Source organism: Pseudomonas sp. LBUM1646, assembly GCF_059716165.1.
In genome coordinates, this window is sequence record NZ_CP166810.1 from 102,982 (window position 1) to 120,000 (window position 17,019).

19 protein-coding genes (1 of these 19 only partly in view) are annotated in these 17,019 nt (G+C 58.9%); 6 read left to right on the forward strand and 13 right to left on the reverse strand.

The genetic code is table 11. The features are described 5' to 3' along the window. The first annotated feature begins 111 nt into the window (after positions 1-111). The gene (locus tag ACA071_RS00485) at positions 112-1,113 is read left to right on the forward strand and encodes an LLM class flavin-dependent oxidoreductase (protein ID WP_497642683.1); all 1,002 of its coding nucleotides are present in this window, start codon (positions 112-114) and stop codon (positions 1,111-1,113) included. 68 nt (positions 1,114-1,181) lie between these two features. Here ACA071_RS00485 and ACA071_RS00490 read toward each other — a convergent pair whose 3' ends face one another. Then, positions 1,182-1,403: a DUF1161 domain-containing protein gene (locus ACA071_RS00490; RefSeq protein WP_497642684.1), complete on the reverse strand. Its 222-nt coding sequence runs from the start codon at positions 1,401-1,403 to the stop codon at positions 1,182-1,184. Positions 1,404-1,525: 122 nt separating this feature from the next. Then, entirely contained in the window at positions 1,526-1,741 is a 216-nt protein-coding gene (locus ACA071_RS00495; protein ID WP_149412791.1) for a dodecin, read from the reverse strand. A gap of 157 nt (positions 1,742-1,898) precedes the next feature. On the opposite strand from ACA071_RS00495, the gene ACA071_RS00500 reads away from it, so the two are divergent. Then, the gene (locus ACA071_RS00500; RefSeq protein WP_169372251.1) at positions 1,899-2,225 is read left to right on the forward strand and encodes an ElaB/YgaM/YqjD family protein; all 327 of its coding nucleotides are present in this window, start codon (positions 1,899-1,901) and stop codon (positions 2,223-2,225) included. Here ACA071_RS00500 and ACA071_RS00505 read toward each other — a convergent pair. Next, on the reverse strand, positions 2,222-3,115 hold the full coding sequence (locus ACA071_RS00505; RefSeq protein WP_497642685.1) for a LysR family transcriptional regulator: 894 nt from the start codon (positions 3,113-3,115) through the stop codon (positions 2,222-2,224). The genes ACA071_RS00500 and ACA071_RS00505 overlap by 4 nt on opposite strands. Before the next feature lie 112 nt (positions 3,116-3,227). Here ACA071_RS00505 and trpB point away from each other — a divergent pair, with 112 nt between their 5' ends. The 3 genes from trpB (at position 3,228) to ACA071_RS00520 (ending at position 5,840) form a co-directional block, all read left to right on the forward strand. Then, positions 3,228-4,448 (forward strand): tryptophan synthase subunit beta, encoded by a 1,221-nt coding sequence (gene trpB / locus ACA071_RS00510; RefSeq protein WP_497642686.1) that lies wholly within the window; start codon positions 3,228-3,230, stop codon positions 4,446-4,448. Further along, positions 4,448-5,260: a tryptophan synthase subunit alpha gene (trpA, locus tag ACA071_RS00515; RefSeq protein WP_133835136.1), complete on the forward strand. Its 813-nt coding sequence runs from the start codon at positions 4,448-4,450 to the stop codon at positions 5,258-5,260. Before trpB ends, trpA begins: the two co-directional genes overlap by 1 nt. 121 nt (positions 5,261-5,381) lie before the next feature. Then, complete coding sequence (locus ACA071_RS00520) at positions 5,382-5,840, forward strand: anti-virulence regulator CigR family protein (RefSeq protein ID WP_497642687.1); 459 nt, start codon at positions 5,382-5,384, stop codon at positions 5,838-5,840. Positions 5,841-6,013: 173 nt separating this feature from the next. Here the strand turns inward: ACA071_RS00520 and ACA071_RS00525 are convergent, their stop codons facing one another. The 10 genes from ACA071_RS00525 to ACA071_RS00570 all read right to left on the reverse strand — a co-directional run bounded on the left by ACA071_RS00525 (position 6,014) and on the right by ACA071_RS00570 (position 15,813). Next, on the reverse strand, positions 6,014-7,975 hold the full coding sequence (locus ACA071_RS00525; RefSeq protein WP_497642688.1) for a DUF7844 domain-containing protein: 1,962 nt from the start codon (positions 7,973-7,975) through the stop codon (positions 6,014-6,016). Next, the gene (locus ACA071_RS00530) at positions 7,972-8,292 is read right to left on the reverse strand and encodes a DUF2388 domain-containing protein (protein ID WP_497642689.1); all 321 of its coding nucleotides are present in this window, start codon (positions 8,290-8,292) and stop codon (positions 7,972-7,974) included. The genes ACA071_RS00525 and ACA071_RS00530 overlap by 4 nt, the downstream gene beginning before the upstream one ends. A 27-nt stretch (positions 8,293-8,319) precedes the next feature. Further along, positions 8,320-8,637 (reverse strand): DUF2388 domain-containing protein, encoded by a 318-nt coding sequence (locus ACA071_RS00535; RefSeq protein ID WP_497642690.1) that lies wholly within the window; start codon positions 8,635-8,637, stop codon positions 8,320-8,322. Between the two features lie 107 nt (positions 8,638-8,744). Beyond that, positions 8,745-9,062 (reverse strand): DUF2388 domain-containing protein, encoded by a 318-nt coding sequence (locus ACA071_RS00540; protein WP_497642691.1) that lies wholly within the window; start codon positions 9,060-9,062, stop codon positions 8,745-8,747. Positions 9,063-9,373: 311 nt separating this feature from the next. After that, on the reverse strand, positions 9,374-9,589 hold the full coding sequence (locus ACA071_RS00545; RefSeq protein WP_030129620.1) for a DUF1127 domain-containing protein: 216 nt from the start codon (positions 9,587-9,589) through the stop codon (positions 9,374-9,376). 319 nt (positions 9,590-9,908) lie between these two features. Beyond that, positions 9,909-11,402: a succinyl-CoA:acetate CoA-transferase ScpC gene (scpC, locus tag ACA071_RS00550; protein ID WP_497642692.1), complete on the reverse strand. Its 1,494-nt coding sequence runs from the start codon at positions 11,400-11,402 to the stop codon at positions 9,909-9,911. Positions 11,403-11,582: 180 nt separating this feature from the next. Further along, positions 11,583-13,019 (reverse strand): NAD(P)(+) transhydrogenase (Re/Si-specific) subunit beta, encoded by a 1,437-nt coding sequence (locus ACA071_RS00555; RefSeq protein ID WP_497642693.1) that lies wholly within the window; start codon positions 13,017-13,019, stop codon positions 11,583-11,585. Further along, on the reverse strand, positions 13,019-13,342 hold the full coding sequence (locus tag ACA071_RS00560) for an NAD(P) transhydrogenase subunit alpha part 2 (RefSeq protein ID WP_497642694.1): 324 nt from the start codon (positions 13,340-13,342) through the stop codon (positions 13,019-13,021). Before ACA071_RS00560 ends, ACA071_RS00555 begins: the two co-directional genes overlap by 1 nt. A 15-nt stretch (positions 13,343-13,357) precedes the next feature. After that, the gene (locus tag ACA071_RS00565) at positions 13,358-14,479 is read right to left on the reverse strand and encodes a Re/Si-specific NAD(P)(+) transhydrogenase subunit alpha (protein WP_497642695.1); all 1,122 of its coding nucleotides are present in this window, start codon (positions 14,477-14,479) and stop codon (positions 13,358-13,360) included. A gap of 434 nt (positions 14,480-14,913) precedes the next feature. Next, positions 14,914-15,813 carry a LysR family transcriptional regulator gene (locus ACA071_RS00570; RefSeq protein ID WP_497642696.1) on the reverse strand — a complete coding sequence of 300 codons (900 nt, stop codon included), beginning with the start codon at positions 15,811-15,813 and terminating at the stop codon, positions 14,914-14,916. Between the two features lie 157 nt (positions 15,814-15,970). Here ACA071_RS00570 and ACA071_RS00575 point away from each other — a divergent pair, with 157 nt between their 5' ends. Next, positions 15,971-17,019: the 5' portion of an acyl-CoA dehydrogenase gene (locus tag ACA071_RS00575; RefSeq protein WP_429529925.1), read on the forward strand. The gene runs 133 nt beyond the window's last position; only the first 1,049 of its 1,182 coding nucleotides appear in the window; it begins with the start codon at positions 15,971-15,973; the stop codon falls past the right edge of the window.

Below are 17,019 nucleotides of genomic sequence, written 5' to 3' on the forward strand. Positions count from 1 at the left end.
CATGTCTGCTATTGAAACTCGGGTATATGCCCTCATTGCATAGGGAACGCTTTTAGACTCGGCAGGTTTTCGTTCGTGAAAAAACCTGCGCCCTATTGGAGAAGCAGGTTTATGAAACGATTGTCCGATATCAAGTACTCGACCCTCGACCTGGTGCCCGTGCGCGAGAACGGCAGCGCGGCCCAGTCGCTGCGCAATTCCCTGGACCTGGCGCAGCACGTTGAAAAACTCGGCTACAACCGTTTTTGGGTGGCCGAACACCACAACATGGACGGCATCGCCAGTTCCGCAACCTCGGTGCTGCTCGGCTATCTGGCGGGCGGCACTTCGACCATTCGTGTCGGTTCCGGTGGCGTGATGCTGCCCAACCACGCGCCATTGGTCATCGCCGAACAGTTCGGCACCCTTGAAAGCCTGTACCCCGGCCGTATCGACCTGGGCCTGGGCCGCGCGCCAGGGTCCGATCAGATGACCGCCCGCGCGCTGCGCCGTGAGCGCTCTGGCAGTGCCGATGAATTCCCGGAAGACGTGGCAGAACTGATGCGCTACCTCGGCCCACGCACGCCGGATCAGCGGATCATCGCGATGCCGGGCACGGGCACCAATGTCCCTGTCTGGCTGCTGGGTTCGAGTCTGTTCAGCGCGCAATTGGCCGGTGAGCGCGGTTTGCCCTACGCCTTCGCCTCGCATTTCGCGCCGCGCTTCATGCACGAGGCGATTCGCGTCTACCGCAATCACTTCAAGCCTTCAGCGGTTTTGGATAAACCTTACGTGATGCTCGGCGTGCCATTGGTGGCGGCTGACACCGACGAACAGGCTGATTACCTGGCGACATCGGTCTATCAGCGGATCCTTGCGCTGATGCGTGGCCAGAGCCTGGTGCAACGTCCGCCGGTGAAAACCATGGACGGCCTGTGGTTGCCCCATGAGAAAGAAGCGGTCGGCGATTTCCTTGGTCTGGCCATGGTCGGCAGCCCACAGAAAATCCGCGCCAAACTGGACGTGCTGATCGAGCAGACCCAGGCCGATGAGCTGATTTTTACCTGCGACCTGTATGAGCACGCCGATCGCGTGCATTCCTACGAATTGCTGGCGCAGGTCATGAAGGGCTGACGCGCAAACGACGGGCACAAAAAAGCCGACGCCATTGCGTCGGCTTTTTCATTTGTGCAGAAACCAGCCTACTTGGTGTAGATGATGACTTTGCTGCCCTTTTCACAAGTGCCGACGACTTTGCCGCCAGCCGCTGCGCCTTTATCCGCGATTTCCAGCGAATAACCTGCAACGCCCTTGGCATCCAGTTTCGCCGCGATTTCGGCTTTCAGCTCTTCGCACGACTTGCCGTCAGCAAACGCTGTACCCGCAAGGCTCAACAAACCTACCGCCAAAATAAACTTCTTCATCGGTCGCACTCCCTGGTCGGATCAATAGGGGCACCCAGCGATTGGCCGGGTGCACACATGTAGCGCTTTGCCATTCCCTATGGCATTCGGCCAGCGCGCAAGTTCAGAAGACTAGCTCAAACTCAGCTACTGGCAATCCTGAACCCGACTTTGAGCGTCACCTGGAAGTGGGCAGCCTTGCCATCCTTGATGTGGCCGCGGGTTTCGGTCACTTCAAACCATTCCAGATGCTTGATGCTTTTGCTGGCTTCCGCCAGCGCGTTGTTGATCGCGTCTTCGATGCTGGTAGGGGACGAGCCGACCAGCTCGACTTTCTTGTAGGTGTGATGGTCAGTCATGGCGTTCTCCTTGGGGTATGAAATACAGCCTAGCAGTGATTTTTCGTATTACTTCTGTCGGTCAATCCGACTTGGAAGTTCAGATTTACTGCACTTTCTCAAACCCCTGAAGTCCCAACCAACACACGCTACTCATCACCAATGAAGGAGAGCCACCATGGCCAACACCTCTTTACGTAAAGCCTCATTGCAAAGCATGGAAGCCGAGATCGAGAGTCTTCTCAAGTCGCTGGAAAGCCTGAAGGACGATGCCTCGGACGAGTCGCGTAAAACCCTCAAGGCCCTGAAAAGCAACGCCGAGAGCGCGCTGAAGCATTCGCGCCATCTGCTCGCCGATGCCTATGAAGAAGTGAAAGTGAAAACCCGCGAAACCGGGATCGCCACTCGGGACTACGCCCAGGAACACCCTTGGACTACAGCCGGTGTCGCCGTGGGTGCACTCGGCCTTCTCGCTGCTTACCTGTTGTGCAAACGCGGCGATTAATCCGCTTGGCGCAGCTCATGCTTGAGCCACTGCGCCAACTGCCGAGCGCGCCCGTCCGCAGCGCGCTTGGGTAGCCAAAGAGCCAGTTGCGCCGGGGTTTCGCTGAAACCCCACGGCGCGACCAGGCGTCCGGCCTTCAAGTCCTCGGCCACCAGTGGCTCAGGGGCAATCGCCACACCCAGCCCTGCCACCGCCGCTTCCAGCAAATAATATAAATGCTCGAAACCCTGACCGTACTTCAACGCCTTGGCGTCGAGGCCGCTTTGCTGTGCCCAGCTCGGCCATGCTTGTGGGCGCGAGGTGGTGTGCAGCAGCGGCTCGGTCAACAGCGCGCGTGCCGGCGCCTGTTGCAGCCTTTCGTAACCGGCGAATCGTGGGCTCATGACCGGACCGATGCGTTCGCTGGCCAGTTCGTACACCTGCATATCCGCCGGCCAGGGCGGCTCGGCAAATACCAACAAGGCATCCAGCCCCGGCCGTCGCGGATCGAGATCGCCTTCCCCGGCGGACAGGTGCAGACGCAGGTCCGGCAGGTCCGCATTCAATCGCCCAAGGCGCGGGATGAACCAGCGCGCGAGCAAACTCCCGGAGCAGCCGAGCACGAACGGTGCATCGGCGGTGCTTTGGGTCAATTCGGCACATACGGTGCGTAAGCGCTCAAACGCTTCAGCGCTGGCATCGCGTAAACGAATGCCGGCATCTGTGAGTTTAAGGCCACGCCCATCCTTGATGAACAGGCTGACGCCAAGGTGTTCTTCAAGCACTTTGAGTTGTCGGCTGACCGCACCATGGGTGACGTGCAGCTGTTCGGCAGCCTGACTGACGCTGTTCAGGCGGGCAGTGGCTTCGAAGGCCCGAAGGGCGTTCAGCGGAGGGAGGTCATGGCTCATGGGATCTGTGAGTTTTCCTGACAGGTTGTGGCGATCTTATCGGTTTTCAGGCCGGGATGTGAGGGGTAGAGTGAGCGTCATTGTCATCTCACGAATCCAACTGGAGCGACCCATGACCCAGACTAATCTGCGCAACGGCCCCGACGCCAACGGCCTGTTTGGCTCGTTCGGCGGCCGTTACGTCGCCGAAACCCTGATGCCGTTGATCCTCGACCTGGCCCGTGAATACGAACTGGCCAAGGAAGATCCTGCATTCAAAGAGGAATTGGCCTACTTCCAGCGCGACTACGTCGGTCGTCCCAGTCCTCTTTACTACGCTGAACGCCTGACAGAATTCTGCGGCGGCGCGAAGATTTACCTCAAGCGTGAAGAGCTGAACCACACCGGCGCGCACAAGATCAACAACTGCATCGGCCAGATCCTGCTGGCGCGGCGCATGGGCAAGAAACGCATCATCGCCGAGACCGGCGCCGGCATGCACGGCGTGGCGACTGCCACCGTAGCCGCACGTTTTGGCCTGGATTGCGTGATCTACATGGGCACCACTGACATCGAACGTCAGCAAGCCAACGTGTTCCGCATGAAGTTGCTGGGCGCCGAAGTGATCCCTGTGGTGGCCGGCACCGGCACCCTGAAAGACGCAATGAACGAAGCGCTGCGTGACTGGGTGACCAATGTCGACAGCACCTTCTACCTGATCGGTACCGTCGCAGGCCCACATCCATATCCGGCTATGGTTCGTGACTTCCAGTCGGTGATCGGCAAAGAAACCCGTACGCAACTGCAAGACCAGGAAGGTCGCCTGCCGGACAGCCTGGTGGCGTGCATCGGCGGTGGTTCCAACGCCATGGGCCTGTTCCACCCGTTCCTGGATGACAAGAGCGTCGAGATCATCGGCGTTGAAGCCGCCGGTTACGGTATCGAAACCGGCAAACACGCGGCCAGCCTGAACGGCGGCGTACCGGGCGTGTTGCACGGCAACCGCACCTTCCTGTTGCAGGATGACGACGGCCAGATCATCGACGCGCACTCGATCTCAGCCGGCCTCGATTATCCGGGCATCGGCCCTGAACACGCCTGGTTGCATGACATCGGCCGTGTCCAGTACACCTCGGTGACCGATGACGAAGCCCTCGACGCGTTCCACAAATGCTGCCGCCTGGAAGGGATTATTCCTGCACTGGAAAGCGCCCATGCCCTGGCCGAAGTGTTCAAACGCGCACCGAATCTGCCGAAAGATCACCTGATGGTGGTCAACCTGTCCGGCCGTGGCGACAAAGACATGCAAACCGTGATGCACCACATGGAACAATCCAAGCAGGAGAAACACTGATGAGCCGCCTGCAAACGCGTTTTGCCGAACTCAAGGAACAGAATCGCGCCGCTCTGGTGACCTTCGTCACTGCCGGCGACCCGAGCTATGACACCTCGCTGGCAATCCTCAAAGGCTTGCCAGGCGCAGGCGCCGACGTAATCGAGTTGGGCATGCCCTTCACCGACCCGATGGCTGACGGCCCGGCGATCCAGTTGGCCAACATCCGCGCCCTGGGCGCCAAGCAGAACCTGGCGAAAACCCTGCAAATGGTTCGCGAGTTCCGCGAAGGCAACACCGAGACGCCGCTGGTGCTGATGGGGTATTTCAACCCGATTCACATGTATGGCGTACCGCGTTTCATCGCGGATGCCAAAGAGGCCGGTGTTGACGGTCTGATCGTGGTCGACTTGCCGCCGGAACATAACGGCGAGCTGTGCGACCCGGCTCAGGCTGCGGGCCTGGACTTCATCCGCCTGACCACCCCAACCACGGACGACGTGCGCCTGCCGACCGTTCTGAATGGCAGCTCGGGCTTCGTCTATTACGTATCGGTTGCCGGTGTGACCGGTGCCGGTGCGGCGACGCTGGAACACGTCGAGGAAGCGGTAGCGCGTCTGCGTCGCCACACCGATCTGCCGATCAGCATCGGTTTTGGTATCCGGACACCGGAGCAAGCGGCCTCTATCGCGCGTCTGGCCGACGGGGTGGTGGTGGGTTCGGCCTTGATCGATCACATCGCCAATGCCTCGACCCCGGACCAGGCCATCGACGGCGTGCTGAGCCTGTGTGCGGCGTTGTCCGAGGGCGTGCGTAAGGCCCGGGTCAGCTGAAGGTAAAGTTCTTGATACAGAGGAATTAGCGCCTCGCGGCACACACTAATCAGCAAGACCGAGGGATTCAGAAACACGTTCTGAATCCCTTTTTGCTGTATGTGCAGTGAGGAAACCCCCGATGAAAATGCCGAAACGTCTGATTGCCAGCCTGGGCGTACTGATGCTCAGTGCGACTCCGTTGCTGCACGCCAGCGCCGACCAGCGCGACGATCACGACCACGGCGGCCCGCAGCAGGGCCAACACGATAACCACGGTGACAATCGTGGCGACGATCACCGCGGCCCGCAGGACAATCACCGCGGCGGTCCTCCGCCACGGGACTTTGGCCCGGTTCGTCAGAGCATTCGTGACAATCATGGTTATTTCGTACGCGGTGCGCCGCCGCCTCAAGGTATTCGTCTGGAACGTGGTCGGCCGTTGCCGCATGGGTATTACGGTGAGCGCCTGGATAATCGCGCGTTGTCGCATCTGCCGTATTACCAGGGCTACGAATGGCGTCGTGCCGGTGGCGACATTGTGCTGATCGCCGTGGGAACCGGGATTGTTTATGAAATTCTGGATAACGTGTTGAACTGATCGATTCCAATTCTGCAGGCTGAGCACGGCATATGTAGCAGCTGGCGAAGCCTGCGTTCGGCTGCGGAGCAGTCGCAAACCATCCATCTCGGTCTGTTTGATGTACCGCGGCGTCTGATTTTACGACTGCTTCGCAGCCGAACGCAGGCTTCGCCAGCTGCTACAAAGTCCGGTCAGGGCAACTCCAACCCGCCCGCCGCCTTATGCAACGCCCGCAAATGCTCGCCAACCTGCTTCAGGTTGGCTTCATTGGCCGCAATCTCCGCCGCACGGCTCGGCTCCAGCAACGCCCTCACTTCCTTATCCAGATCCCCGGTCAGCGATTGCAGCTGTTTCTGCCGCAGGCTGCTTTCCGCTTCCAGGCGCTCTGACTCGCTCGGTTGGGGTAAACCATAACCGCCGGAACCGAGCAATTCGGCAGGGCGACTGAGGAAGCCGCTGTTGGCGAGAATCTGCTGCAAGGTCGCGTTGGCCTTGTCCATGCCGCCGTTTTTCAGTTCGCGAGCACCCAGATAGCGTTGCTTCACTTCATCCTGGGCCAACTGCAGTTGCCGACGGAAACTGGCTTGCTCCAGCAATAGCAATGCTGCGCTGGTGCGCAAATCAGCTTGATCGATCCACTTGCTGCGTTCTTCAGCGCTCAATGACAGCCAGTCTTCGACGGTGACCTGCTTGATCGGCAAGTGTTTCTTCAGCACCTCGAACATTGCTTGATAGCGATCGCGGAAGGAGTCGAAGCGATAGCCCAGGCGCAAGGCCTCGCGCGGGTCGTCGAGTACGCTGGTGTCCGCCAGTCCGCGACCCTTGAGCACTTCCAGCAAACCATTGGGCATGATGCTGTCCAGGCCCGTCAGCTGCGCATTGTTGCTGCCGCTGCGCAGCAGTTTCAGGCTTTCCACCGCGCAGTTGTTGGACAGGAAAAAGTAGTTGCCGTCGTAGCTCCAGTGCATCTCCGCCGCGTGTTCCACCACTTCTTCGATTTCGGTGCGAGAAAGATTCAGTGGCACCGAAGCGAGGCTGCGCAGTTCGGTCTTGGTGTATTCGTCGATTACCTGGGCCAGGGGCAAGACAAACAGGCGCGACGGGTATTTGCCCACCAACCCGTCCCAACTCGATAGCTGTACGTCACCAACGAAGGCGCGGTAGGACAGCACCAGGTGCTGATCAAGATCCAGTCGGCAATCCGGCCCACGTGGTCGGCCGGGTGCACAGATCACCAGACGCAACATGCTGTGGCCCCAACGGCTGACCCAGTTCTGGTTGGCTTCGGCCAGCAGATAGTCGACGGCGTAAACCCGTTCCGGGTCGACCTGGCCCAAGGGTGTCTTGGCGAAGTCGTTGCCGGCGTTGAGGAAGGCGAAGGACTTGGCGCAGGTGTCTTTGGCGGCAGGTGCCCAGCCGAAATGCTCTTTGTAGTAGCGGTACAGCGCGGGACGACGGCAGGCATAGCTCGGGTCGAGGAGGAAATACTCCATGTTGACCGCCACAAACTCCTTGGGATTGGTCGTCTCGTAGATGTCCGGACTACGGGCGACCTGCCGGTTGTGCGCTTCGCGTTCGCCACGGCGGCCGACGTATTGCGGCCAGCCGGCCAGGTCCAGCAGGCGCGGATCATCACTGAGGGTAAAGCGTCGTGCCGTCTGGCCGCGGCATTGATCGGGAATGCCGACCAGCCCGGAACTGCTGTTGCGCTGGGCACAGCGCTGGATCAGCGTGTGCTCGGCGTCTGGCCACAGCCGCGAACGGTCATAAATGTGGGTGAGTTCGTGCAGGACAGTGGCGAGCATTTCCCGGCGCACGGTGCCGTGGGGGCGATAAGTCTTTTTGGTCGCGGCGCTGCCGTCGGTGAGGCTGGCGAGCAAATTGCGGTTCAGGTCGAGTTCGGACACCAGCGAAGCCTGTCCGTAGGCATTGCCGGGCATTTCGTCGGTCCAGCCGACATCGATGCGCCGATCCAGTTGCTCGATGAAACGCGGCGGCAACGCCTGCATGGCTTCATCGAGTAGCGCCTGGCTAGCCTGCACTTGCGCGGGGCTCAGACCGTCGGTCTTGAGGCGTAATTGCAGGCTGGCCTGGGCGGTGTTGCCAAGCAGCAACACCATCCCGGCCAGCAGCCAGGCGCTGAGCCACCTCACAGTGCGAGGATGGCTTCGGCGAGAACCTGATCACTGGCGTCACGGGCTTCCGGCACGCGGGTGCGCAAGGTATTGAGCGCCGCTTCCAGGTGCGCGCCACGAATATCGCCATCGCTGGCGATGAAACTGGCCGCATCGTCGTGGGCTTCGCGGACGATTTTCGAATCGCGAATGGAGGTGGTGGTATCGGAAGTGAAATCAAGCGTGCGCTGGGTGGCACGGATGATCATGTTACTGGTGGCAACCAGGGTGTGTGCCTGGGTCACATCGGCCAACAACAGCAGGCCAAGGGTGGCAGCAATCAGCGGGCTACGCATGGAACGACTCCGGGGGAACGATGATAACTATTGGACGAGAATTGCCTGTGCCAGTTCAAGGTCGCTGGCATGAAGTTTTGGCTGGGTCCGACGTAGGTAAACCAAGGCGGATTCCAGTTGCGCTCCTCGCAGTTGGCCGTCACTGGCGATGAAAGCCGCGGCGTCATCCTGAGCGGCGATCAGCAGTTTATGGTCGAAGGGCGCGGAGGTCACCATGCTGGTGGCATAACCACTGACTACGGTGCCTTGCGTCGACAGGTTGAAGGCGTCGAAGGCATTCGCCGAGCCCGACCAACAGCCTGCAAAAACAAGCGGAATGACCAACAGATTTGAAAGAAAACGCATGAGACTCGATAGCTGAAAACGAGTCCCAAGGCTAGCGCAATGCCCGGACTAGAGCCAGCGCCGAAACATTGGGACACGATGGGCGTGCCCCAATGTTGAGCTGACGCTTAGATCGCCAGAATGGCTTGGGCCAGCTGTGCGTCGGTCGCGTTCAGTTGAGGCGCCTGGTGGCGGATTTCGTCGAACGCGCTTTCCAGTTTCACACCACGAATGTCGCCATTGCTGGCGACAAAGCTGGCGGCATCATCACGAGCGGCGCGCACAATTTTATTGTCGCGCAGCGAAGAAGAAACATCCGAAGTTGCGTCGGAACTGGATTTGAGGGCGCCGACGACAGCATCGGTGGTCACGATAAAACTGGTGGCGTGGGCATTGGCAGCCACGGCGAGCAGGGCTGCGACGCTCAGCAGACGAAGACGGGACATGGGGTAGCTCCTTTGGATAAACCGATTGAGAGGTGGCGCAGGGTCTGATTGATCAGACGCCTGTTGTGAAGCTTTCGCCACGTTCTGGTTGGATATTAGGCTGGTGGGGATGAATTCGAATAGCCCAGATAGATGAAACGGCAGCTCCTGCGAATGTGTACCGCTAGGTATTAGAATATCCACAACTGTACTGGTGTGGATTTTTAAGGCCCTGAAACGACAAAACCCGCCGTGGTTTCCCACGACGGGTCTTGTTTGTTCAATTCGGGTGCTGGCGGTGGACCCTACAGGTCAGGGCCAGCGACGCTATCTTAGCGCCAGAACGGCTTGCTCAGCTCTTCGTAGCGTTGTGCTTCGCTAATCCCGGCATCAGCCAGCAGACGCGAATCCAGACGAGCCAATTGATGGCGGCTGGTAATGCGGCGCTGCCACAACATCAGGTTGGCGATAACGCGAAGAGGCATGGAAGCCTGGGTTTTTGCAGCAGTATCTTCGAAGAACAGTTCGGAACTGAGTGTACGTTCCATGGTTAGCATCCTTCCGCTTGTGGCGGGATTAGGTAGTGGTTTAACTGATGCCAATGATCCTCTCGTTTGGCCAGTCTCTCTAGATACAGTTCACTTGTATTGTGAGAGACCAGTTAACTGTTTATAGGCGGTGTACTGGTCGAAATTGAGGCAACTGTACCTGTTGGCACTAATACGGTGCGTTTTCGAATGAAATGCGGGAAAAGGTAGGCAAATGCCGTAGGAAAAGACCGGTACAGCAGTACAGTTTTTGACAGAAGAGGGCGTTGCAAGAACCAGCTGACGCAACTGTGTTTGCGTCAGCTGTTTTTAGAGTCAATCAGACCTTCAGCATCCGGCCGGTTTCTTCCAGGTTAATGTGCCAGCTCAGAGCATCGCGCAAGATATGCGGAGTGTGCCCACCGATCGCACAGGCAGCCGTGAAGTAGTCATTCAGGGCTTCGCGATAGTCCGGGTGCACACAGTTGTCGATGACCACCCGAGCCCGCTCCCGCGGCGCAAGGCCACGCAAATCAGCCAGACCGATCTCGGTCACCAGGATGTCGACGTCATGTTCGGTGTGGTCTACGTGGCTGACCATTGGCACCACGCTGGAAATTGCACCGCCCTTGGCAATCGACTTGGTCACAAAGATCGACAGGTGCGCGTTGCGCGCGAAGTCTCCTGAACCGCCGATGCCGTTCATCATCCGCGTACCGCAGACATGGGTGGAGTTGACGTTGCCGTACAGGTCGAATTCCAGTGCGGTGTTAATACCGATGATGCCCAGGCGCCGCACCACTTCCGGGTGGTTGGAGATTTCCTGGGGACGCAGCACCAGCTTGTCCTTGTAGTGCTCAAGGTTGCCGAACACGTCGGCATTGCGCCTGGCCGACAAAGTGATCGAACTGCCCGAAGCAAAGCTCAGTTTGCCGGCGTCGATCAGGTCGAAGGTCGAATCCTGCAACACCTCCGAATACATGGTCAGGTCTTCAAACGGCGAGTCGATCAGGCCACACATCACCGAGTTGGCGATGGTGCCGATCCCTGCCTGCAGTGGGCCGAGCTTGTTGGTCATGCGCCCGGCCGCCACTTCCTGCTTGAAGAAGTCGATCAGGTGATCGGCGATGGCCTGGGTGTCGGTGTCCGGGGGCAGCACAGTGGACGGCGAGTCGGATTGATTGGTGATCACGATCGCGACGATCTTCTCCGGCGGGATCGGGATGGCTGTGCTGCCAATGCGATCATCGACCTTCACCAGTGGAATCGGCGTGCGGGTCGGACGGTAGGTCGGGATATAGATGTCGTGCAGCCCTTCGAGATTCGGGTTATGCGCCATGTTGATCTCGACGATGACGTGCTTGGCGAAGATCGCGAAGCTGGCCGAATTGCCCACCGACGTGGTCGGCACGATATGGCCCTGCTCGGTAATCGCCACGGCTTCAATTACCGCGATGTCCGGCCGCGTGAGTTGCTGGTTGCGCAGCATCTCAACGGTTTCCGACAGATGCTGGTCGATGAACATGACTTCGCCGGCGTTAATCGCTTTGCGCAGGGTGCTGTCGACCTGGAATGGCATGCGTCGCGACAGGACGCCGGCTTCGGTCAGCTGTTTATCGAGGTCGTTGCCCAGGCTCGCGCCGGTCATCAGGGTAATTTTTAACGGAGTGATTTTGGCGCGTTCGGCCAATGCATGCGGCACAGCCTTGGCCTCACCGGCGCGGGTGAAACCGCTCATGCCGACGGTCATGCCGTCCTCAATCAGAGCGGCAGCGTCAGCGGCGCTCATCACCTTATCCAACAACGAAGGCAAGCGAATACGATCACGGTACATGGATTGTTATCTCGGGCAACGGAAGCAAGGTGTGCAGTCTAGTGACTTGAAAAAAATCCGTCCCGCTACCATGGTCGAATGCCGAGCCCTGATTTAGAGCCTTTGGTCGGGTTTCACGGGGAATAAAAAAACCCCAGCCTACTAAAGGCTGAGGTTTTGGGTATTGCGTTGTAGCAGGTTTTACTCGACGGCTTTGACCATGTCTTCAATGACCTTTTTGGCGTCGCCGAAGACCATCATGGTTTTGTCGAGGTAGAACAGTTCGTTGTCCAGACCGGCATAGCCGCTGGCCATCGAGCGCTTGTTGACGATGATGGTCTTGGCTTTGAACGCTTCCAGAATCGGCATGCCGGCAATCGGCGATTTCGGATCGTTCTTGGCTGCCGGGTTGACCACGTCGTTGGCGCCCAACACCAACACCACGTCGGCCTGACCGAACTCGGAGTTGATGTCTTCCATCTCGAACACCTGGTCGTAAGGCACTTCGGCCTCGGCCAGCAATACGTTCATGTGGCCAGGCATCCGACCCGCTACCGGGTGGATCGCGTACTTCACGGTCACGCCGCGATGGGTCAGCTTCTCGGTCAGCTCTTTGAGCGCGTGTTGCGCCCGTGCCACGGCCAGGCCGTAGCCCGGAACGATGATCACGGTGTCGGCGTTGGTCAGCAGGAAGGTCGCATCGTCAGCCGAACCGGATTTCACCGGGCGGGCTTCTTTCGAGCCAGCAGGACCGGCCGCGTCCGCCGTGTTGCCGAAACCGCCGAGCAGCACATTAAAGAAGGAGCGGTTCATCGCCTTGCACATGATGTAGGAGAGGATCGCGCCGCTTGAACCCACCAGCGAACCGGCAATGATCAGCATCGAGTTGTTCAGCGAGAAACCGATACCCGCCGCTGCCCAGCCGGAATAGCTGTTGAGCATCGACACCACCACCGGCATGTCCGCGCCGCCAATCGGGATGATGATCAGGACGCCCAGCACGAAGGCCAGGGCCAGCATCAGCGCGAAGGCATTGAGGTTGCCGGTCAGCATGAAGGTGATGCCGAGCGCCAGTGTCGCCAGGCCGAGCACCAGATTCAATTTGTGCTGGCCGCCGAACTGTACCGGTGCGCCCTGGAACAGGCGGAACTTGTACTTGCCCGAGAGCTTGCCGAACGCGATCACCGAACCGGAGAAGGTGATTGCACCGATGGCGGCGCCGAGGAACAGCTCCAGGCGGTTACCGGCAGGAATCGGGTCGCCCAGTTGCTTGACGATGCCCAGCGACTGCGGCTCAACCACCGCAGCAATGGCAATGAACACCGCGGCCATACCGATCATGCTGTGCATGAAGGCGACCAGTTCCGGCATCTTGGTCATTTCAACGCGCTTGGCCATGATCGAACCGGCGGTGCCGCCGACCAGCAGGCCGACGATGACGTAACCGATGCCGGCGGTGGCGAGTTCAGCTCCGAGCTTATAGATGAGGCCGACGGTGGTGAGGATCGCCAACGCCATGCCGAGCATGCCGTACACGTTGCCGCGCCGCGACGTGGTCGGGTGCGACAGGCCTTTAAGGGCCTGGATGAAGCAGATCGACGCGATCAAGTAGAGCGTCGTGACAAGATTCATGCTCATTACTTAGGCGCCTCTACTTTTACGACTTTCGGGGCTTTTTTCTTGAACATCTCAAGCATCCTGCGGGTAACCAGGAAGCCACCAAAGACGTTTACCGCTGCCAGAGCCACCGCCAGGGTGCCCATGGTCTTGCCCAGTGGCGTCACGGTCAACGCCGCCGCCAGCATGGCGCCGACGATCACGATCGCCGAGATTGCGTTAGTCACCGCCATCAATGGCGTGTGCAGTGCAGGTGTAACGTTCCAGACCACGTGATAACCGACATAAATCGCCAGCACGAAGATGATCAGGTTGTAGATACCGGGGGAGATAAGCTCTTCCATCGTCTGAATCCCTGCTTAGGCGTTTTTGCGGATGACTTGGCCGTCGCGGCACATCAGGCACGCGGCGACGATGTCGTCTTCTAGGTTCACTTCGAACTGGCCTTCTTTGTTGAAGACCAGCTTCAGGAAGTCCAGCAAGTTGCGGGCGTAAAGCGCCGAAGCGTCTGCTGCGACTTCACCGGCGAGGTTGGTCGGGCCGCAAATGGTCACGCCATTCTCGACGACCACTTGATCGGCCACGGTCAGCGGGCAGTTGCCGCCTTGGGCGGCGGCGAGGTCGATGACCACCGAGCCAGGCTTCATCTGCGCCACAGTTTCCGCGCTCAACAGCGTCGGCGCTTTGCGGCCCGGGATCAGTGCGGTGGTGATGACGATGTCGGCCTGCTTGGCGCGCTCATGGACGGCCAAAGCCTGACGCTGCATCCAGCTCGCAGGCATTGGTCGCGCGTAACCGCCGACACCGACGGCGCATTCGCGCTCTTCATCAGTCTCGTAAGGCACGTCGACGAACTTGGCGCCGAGGGATTCGATCTGCTCTTTTACCGCCGGACGTACGTCGGACGCTTCGATCACTGCACCCAGGCGTTTCGCCGTAGCGATCGCCTGCAAGCCCGCCACGCCAGCGCCGAGAATCAGCACGCGCGCCGCTTTCACGGTGCCCGCAGCGGTCATCAGCATCGGCATGAAGCGCGGATAGTGGTGAGCGGCGAGTAGCACGGATTTGTAACCGGCAATGTTCGCTTGCGAGGACAGCACATCCAGGCTCTGGGCGCGGGAGGTGCGCGGCGCGGCTTCCAGTGCGAACGCGGTAATACCGCACTCGGCCAGCTTGGCGATGGTTTCATTGCTGAACGGATTGAGCATGCCCACCACAACGGTACCGCTCTTGATCAGAGCCAGCTCGCTGTCGCTGGGGGCGACCACCTTGAGAATCAGCTCGGCGCCAAACGCATCGTTGGCGCTGCCAATGGTTGCGCCTGCCGCTTCATAAGCACTGTCGACGACGCTGGCTTTAACGCCGGCGCCGCTTTGAACAGTGATCTTATGACCCTGGCCGATCAGCTTTTTGATGGTTTCCGGGGTTGCAGCAACCCGTGTTTCACCCGTCTGGGTTTCGAGAGGAACACCAATGTGCACGTCAAATCTCCTGCGTGATCTTATTGAGTAAACCCAGGCACTTCGGATGGTGCGACTGGGGCGGCCGATCAGCACGATCCCGCCAAATCAGGGCGGGGCGCGGCATTTTGCAGGCGAACTTTGTACCCTTCAAGGGATTATGACGGGTGACGGAAAATTAACTACAAGTCACCCCGTGACCGAATGTCGCAGTAACTGGCTCAATCCCTTGCAGGCCGTGCCTTGTAAGGATTTTGGTAGGAATTCAAGAATTTACACATCGGTGTGGTGAATGAGCGGTCATTGCTCCGAAATAGAGGCTCAAGGCCACGTCTTCAGGCACTTGTGGGACGTTTGTACTGCTTGTCGATACAGTCTATGGATATGCGACAAATACTTATATCTGTAGTGTTCTGTTTTTACTGACTACGGGGTCAGCTAATCGCCTATAACCTTTACCCTTCTAGGCTGTAGCTGTGCGCCTGATTTACCAGCCAGTCGCGAAAAGCCTTTAAAGACGCCGATTCGACCTTCCGCTCGGGAATCATCAGGTAATAAGCCTTGATACTCGACAGTGCCTGCGGATTGGCAATCACCAGGCGCTTTTCCGCCAGCTCACGTTGAATCAGAAACGGCGGAATCAGTGCGATCCCCATGTCGTGCATGGCTGCCTGGGCGAGCATGGAGAATAGCTCGTAACGCGGGCCTGTCATGTCGCGAGGGATATTCAGGTTCTGAAAGTTGAACCACTGACGCCAGGCATAGGGGCGGGTGGTTTGTTGCAGTAGGGGTAATTCTGCGATTTCAGTGGCTATCAGATTTGTCTTATTGCCCAGTAGGGCGGGGCTGCACACCGGCATCGGGTTTTCTCCCATCAGCCTGTGGGATTCGGTACCGGACCAGTCCGCGTCGCCGAAATAGATCGCCGCATCGAATTCGGTATCGGCAAACAGAAATGGGCGAGTGCGGTTGGTGAGGTTGACTGTCACCTCGGGGTGTTTGTGCTGGAAATCCTTGAGCCGTGGCAGTAACCATTGGGTGCCGAAGGTTGGCACCACCGCCAGTTCGATGACGTTGGCACCTTGTTGGCCCATCACCGACAACGTGTCCCGTTCAACGGCATCGAGTTGCGTGGCCACCCGACGGCTGTAGGAAAGCCCCGCTTCTGTCAGCTTCACTCCTCGCCGGGAGCGTCGGAACAGTTCGACACTGAGGAACTCCTCAAGGCTGGCGATCTGTCGGCAAATTGCCCCCTGGGTGAGCGAAAGCTCCTGGGCTGCTTTGGTAAAACTCTCGTGGCGCGCTGCCGCTTCGAAGCTGATCAGGGCGGTTGTGCTGGGGATTTTCCTGCGCATGTACGTGAACCTCACTAATACATCGCATTAATGACCCTTCGCGATGCTTCGGAGTGAGAAATTAGCACAACAGTATGCGAAATCCTCGTTTGCCGTGACGCCGAACCGGGCCTAGGATCAGTCCACGTTATTTGACCCGATTCGAGAGGACACACTCATGGGCGGTAAAGCTAGCTTCAACTGGATCGATCCCCTGCTGCTGGATCAACAGCTCACCGAAGAAGAACGCATGATCCGCGACACCGCTGAGCAGTTCGCTCAGCAGAAGCTCGCGCCGCGTGTTCTGGAAGCTTTCCGCCATGAGAAGACCGACATCGCAATCTTCCGTGAGATGGGTGATGTGGGTTTGTTGGGCGCAACCATTCCTGAGGAATACGGTGGCAGCGGTCTGAACTACGTCAGCTACGGCTTGATCGCTCGCGAAGTTGAGCGTGTCGATTCTGGCTACCGTTCGATGATGAGCGTGCAGTCCTCGCTGGTCATGGTGCCGATCAATGAATTCGGCACAGAAGCGCAAAAGCAGAAATATCTGCCCAAACTCGCTTCCGGTGAGTGGATCGGTTGCTTCGGTCTGACAGAGCCGAACCACGGTTCCGACCCGGGCGCGATGATTACTCGTGCACGCAAAGTGGAAGGCGGCTACAGCCTGACCGGCAGCAAGATGTGGATCACCAACAGTCCGATCGCCGATGTGTTCGTGGTCTGGGGCAAGGACGACGCCGGAGACATCCGTGGCTTCGTGCTGGAGAAGGGCTGGAAAGGTCTGAGCGCTCCGGCGATTCACGGCAAGGTTGGCCTGCGTGCGTCGATCACTGGCGAAATCGTCATGGACAACGTGTTTGTCCCTGAAGAGAACATCTTTCCGGATGTCCGTGGCCTGAAAGGTCCGTTTACCTGCCTCAACTCCGCACGTTATGGCATCTCGTGGGGCGCGCTGGGTGCTGCCGAGTTCTGCTGGCACACCGCGCGTCAGTACACCCTGGATCGTCAGCAGTTCGGTCGCCCACTGGCTGCCACTCAGTTGATCCAGAAAAAACTGGCCGATATGCAAACGGAAATCACCCTGGCACTGCAAGGTTGCTTGCGTTTGGGGCGCATGAAGGATGAAGGCACGGCGGCGGTCGAGATCACTTCGATGATGAAGCGTAACTCCTGCGGCAAGTCCCTGGATATCGCGCGCATGGCTCGCGACATGCTGGGTGGCAA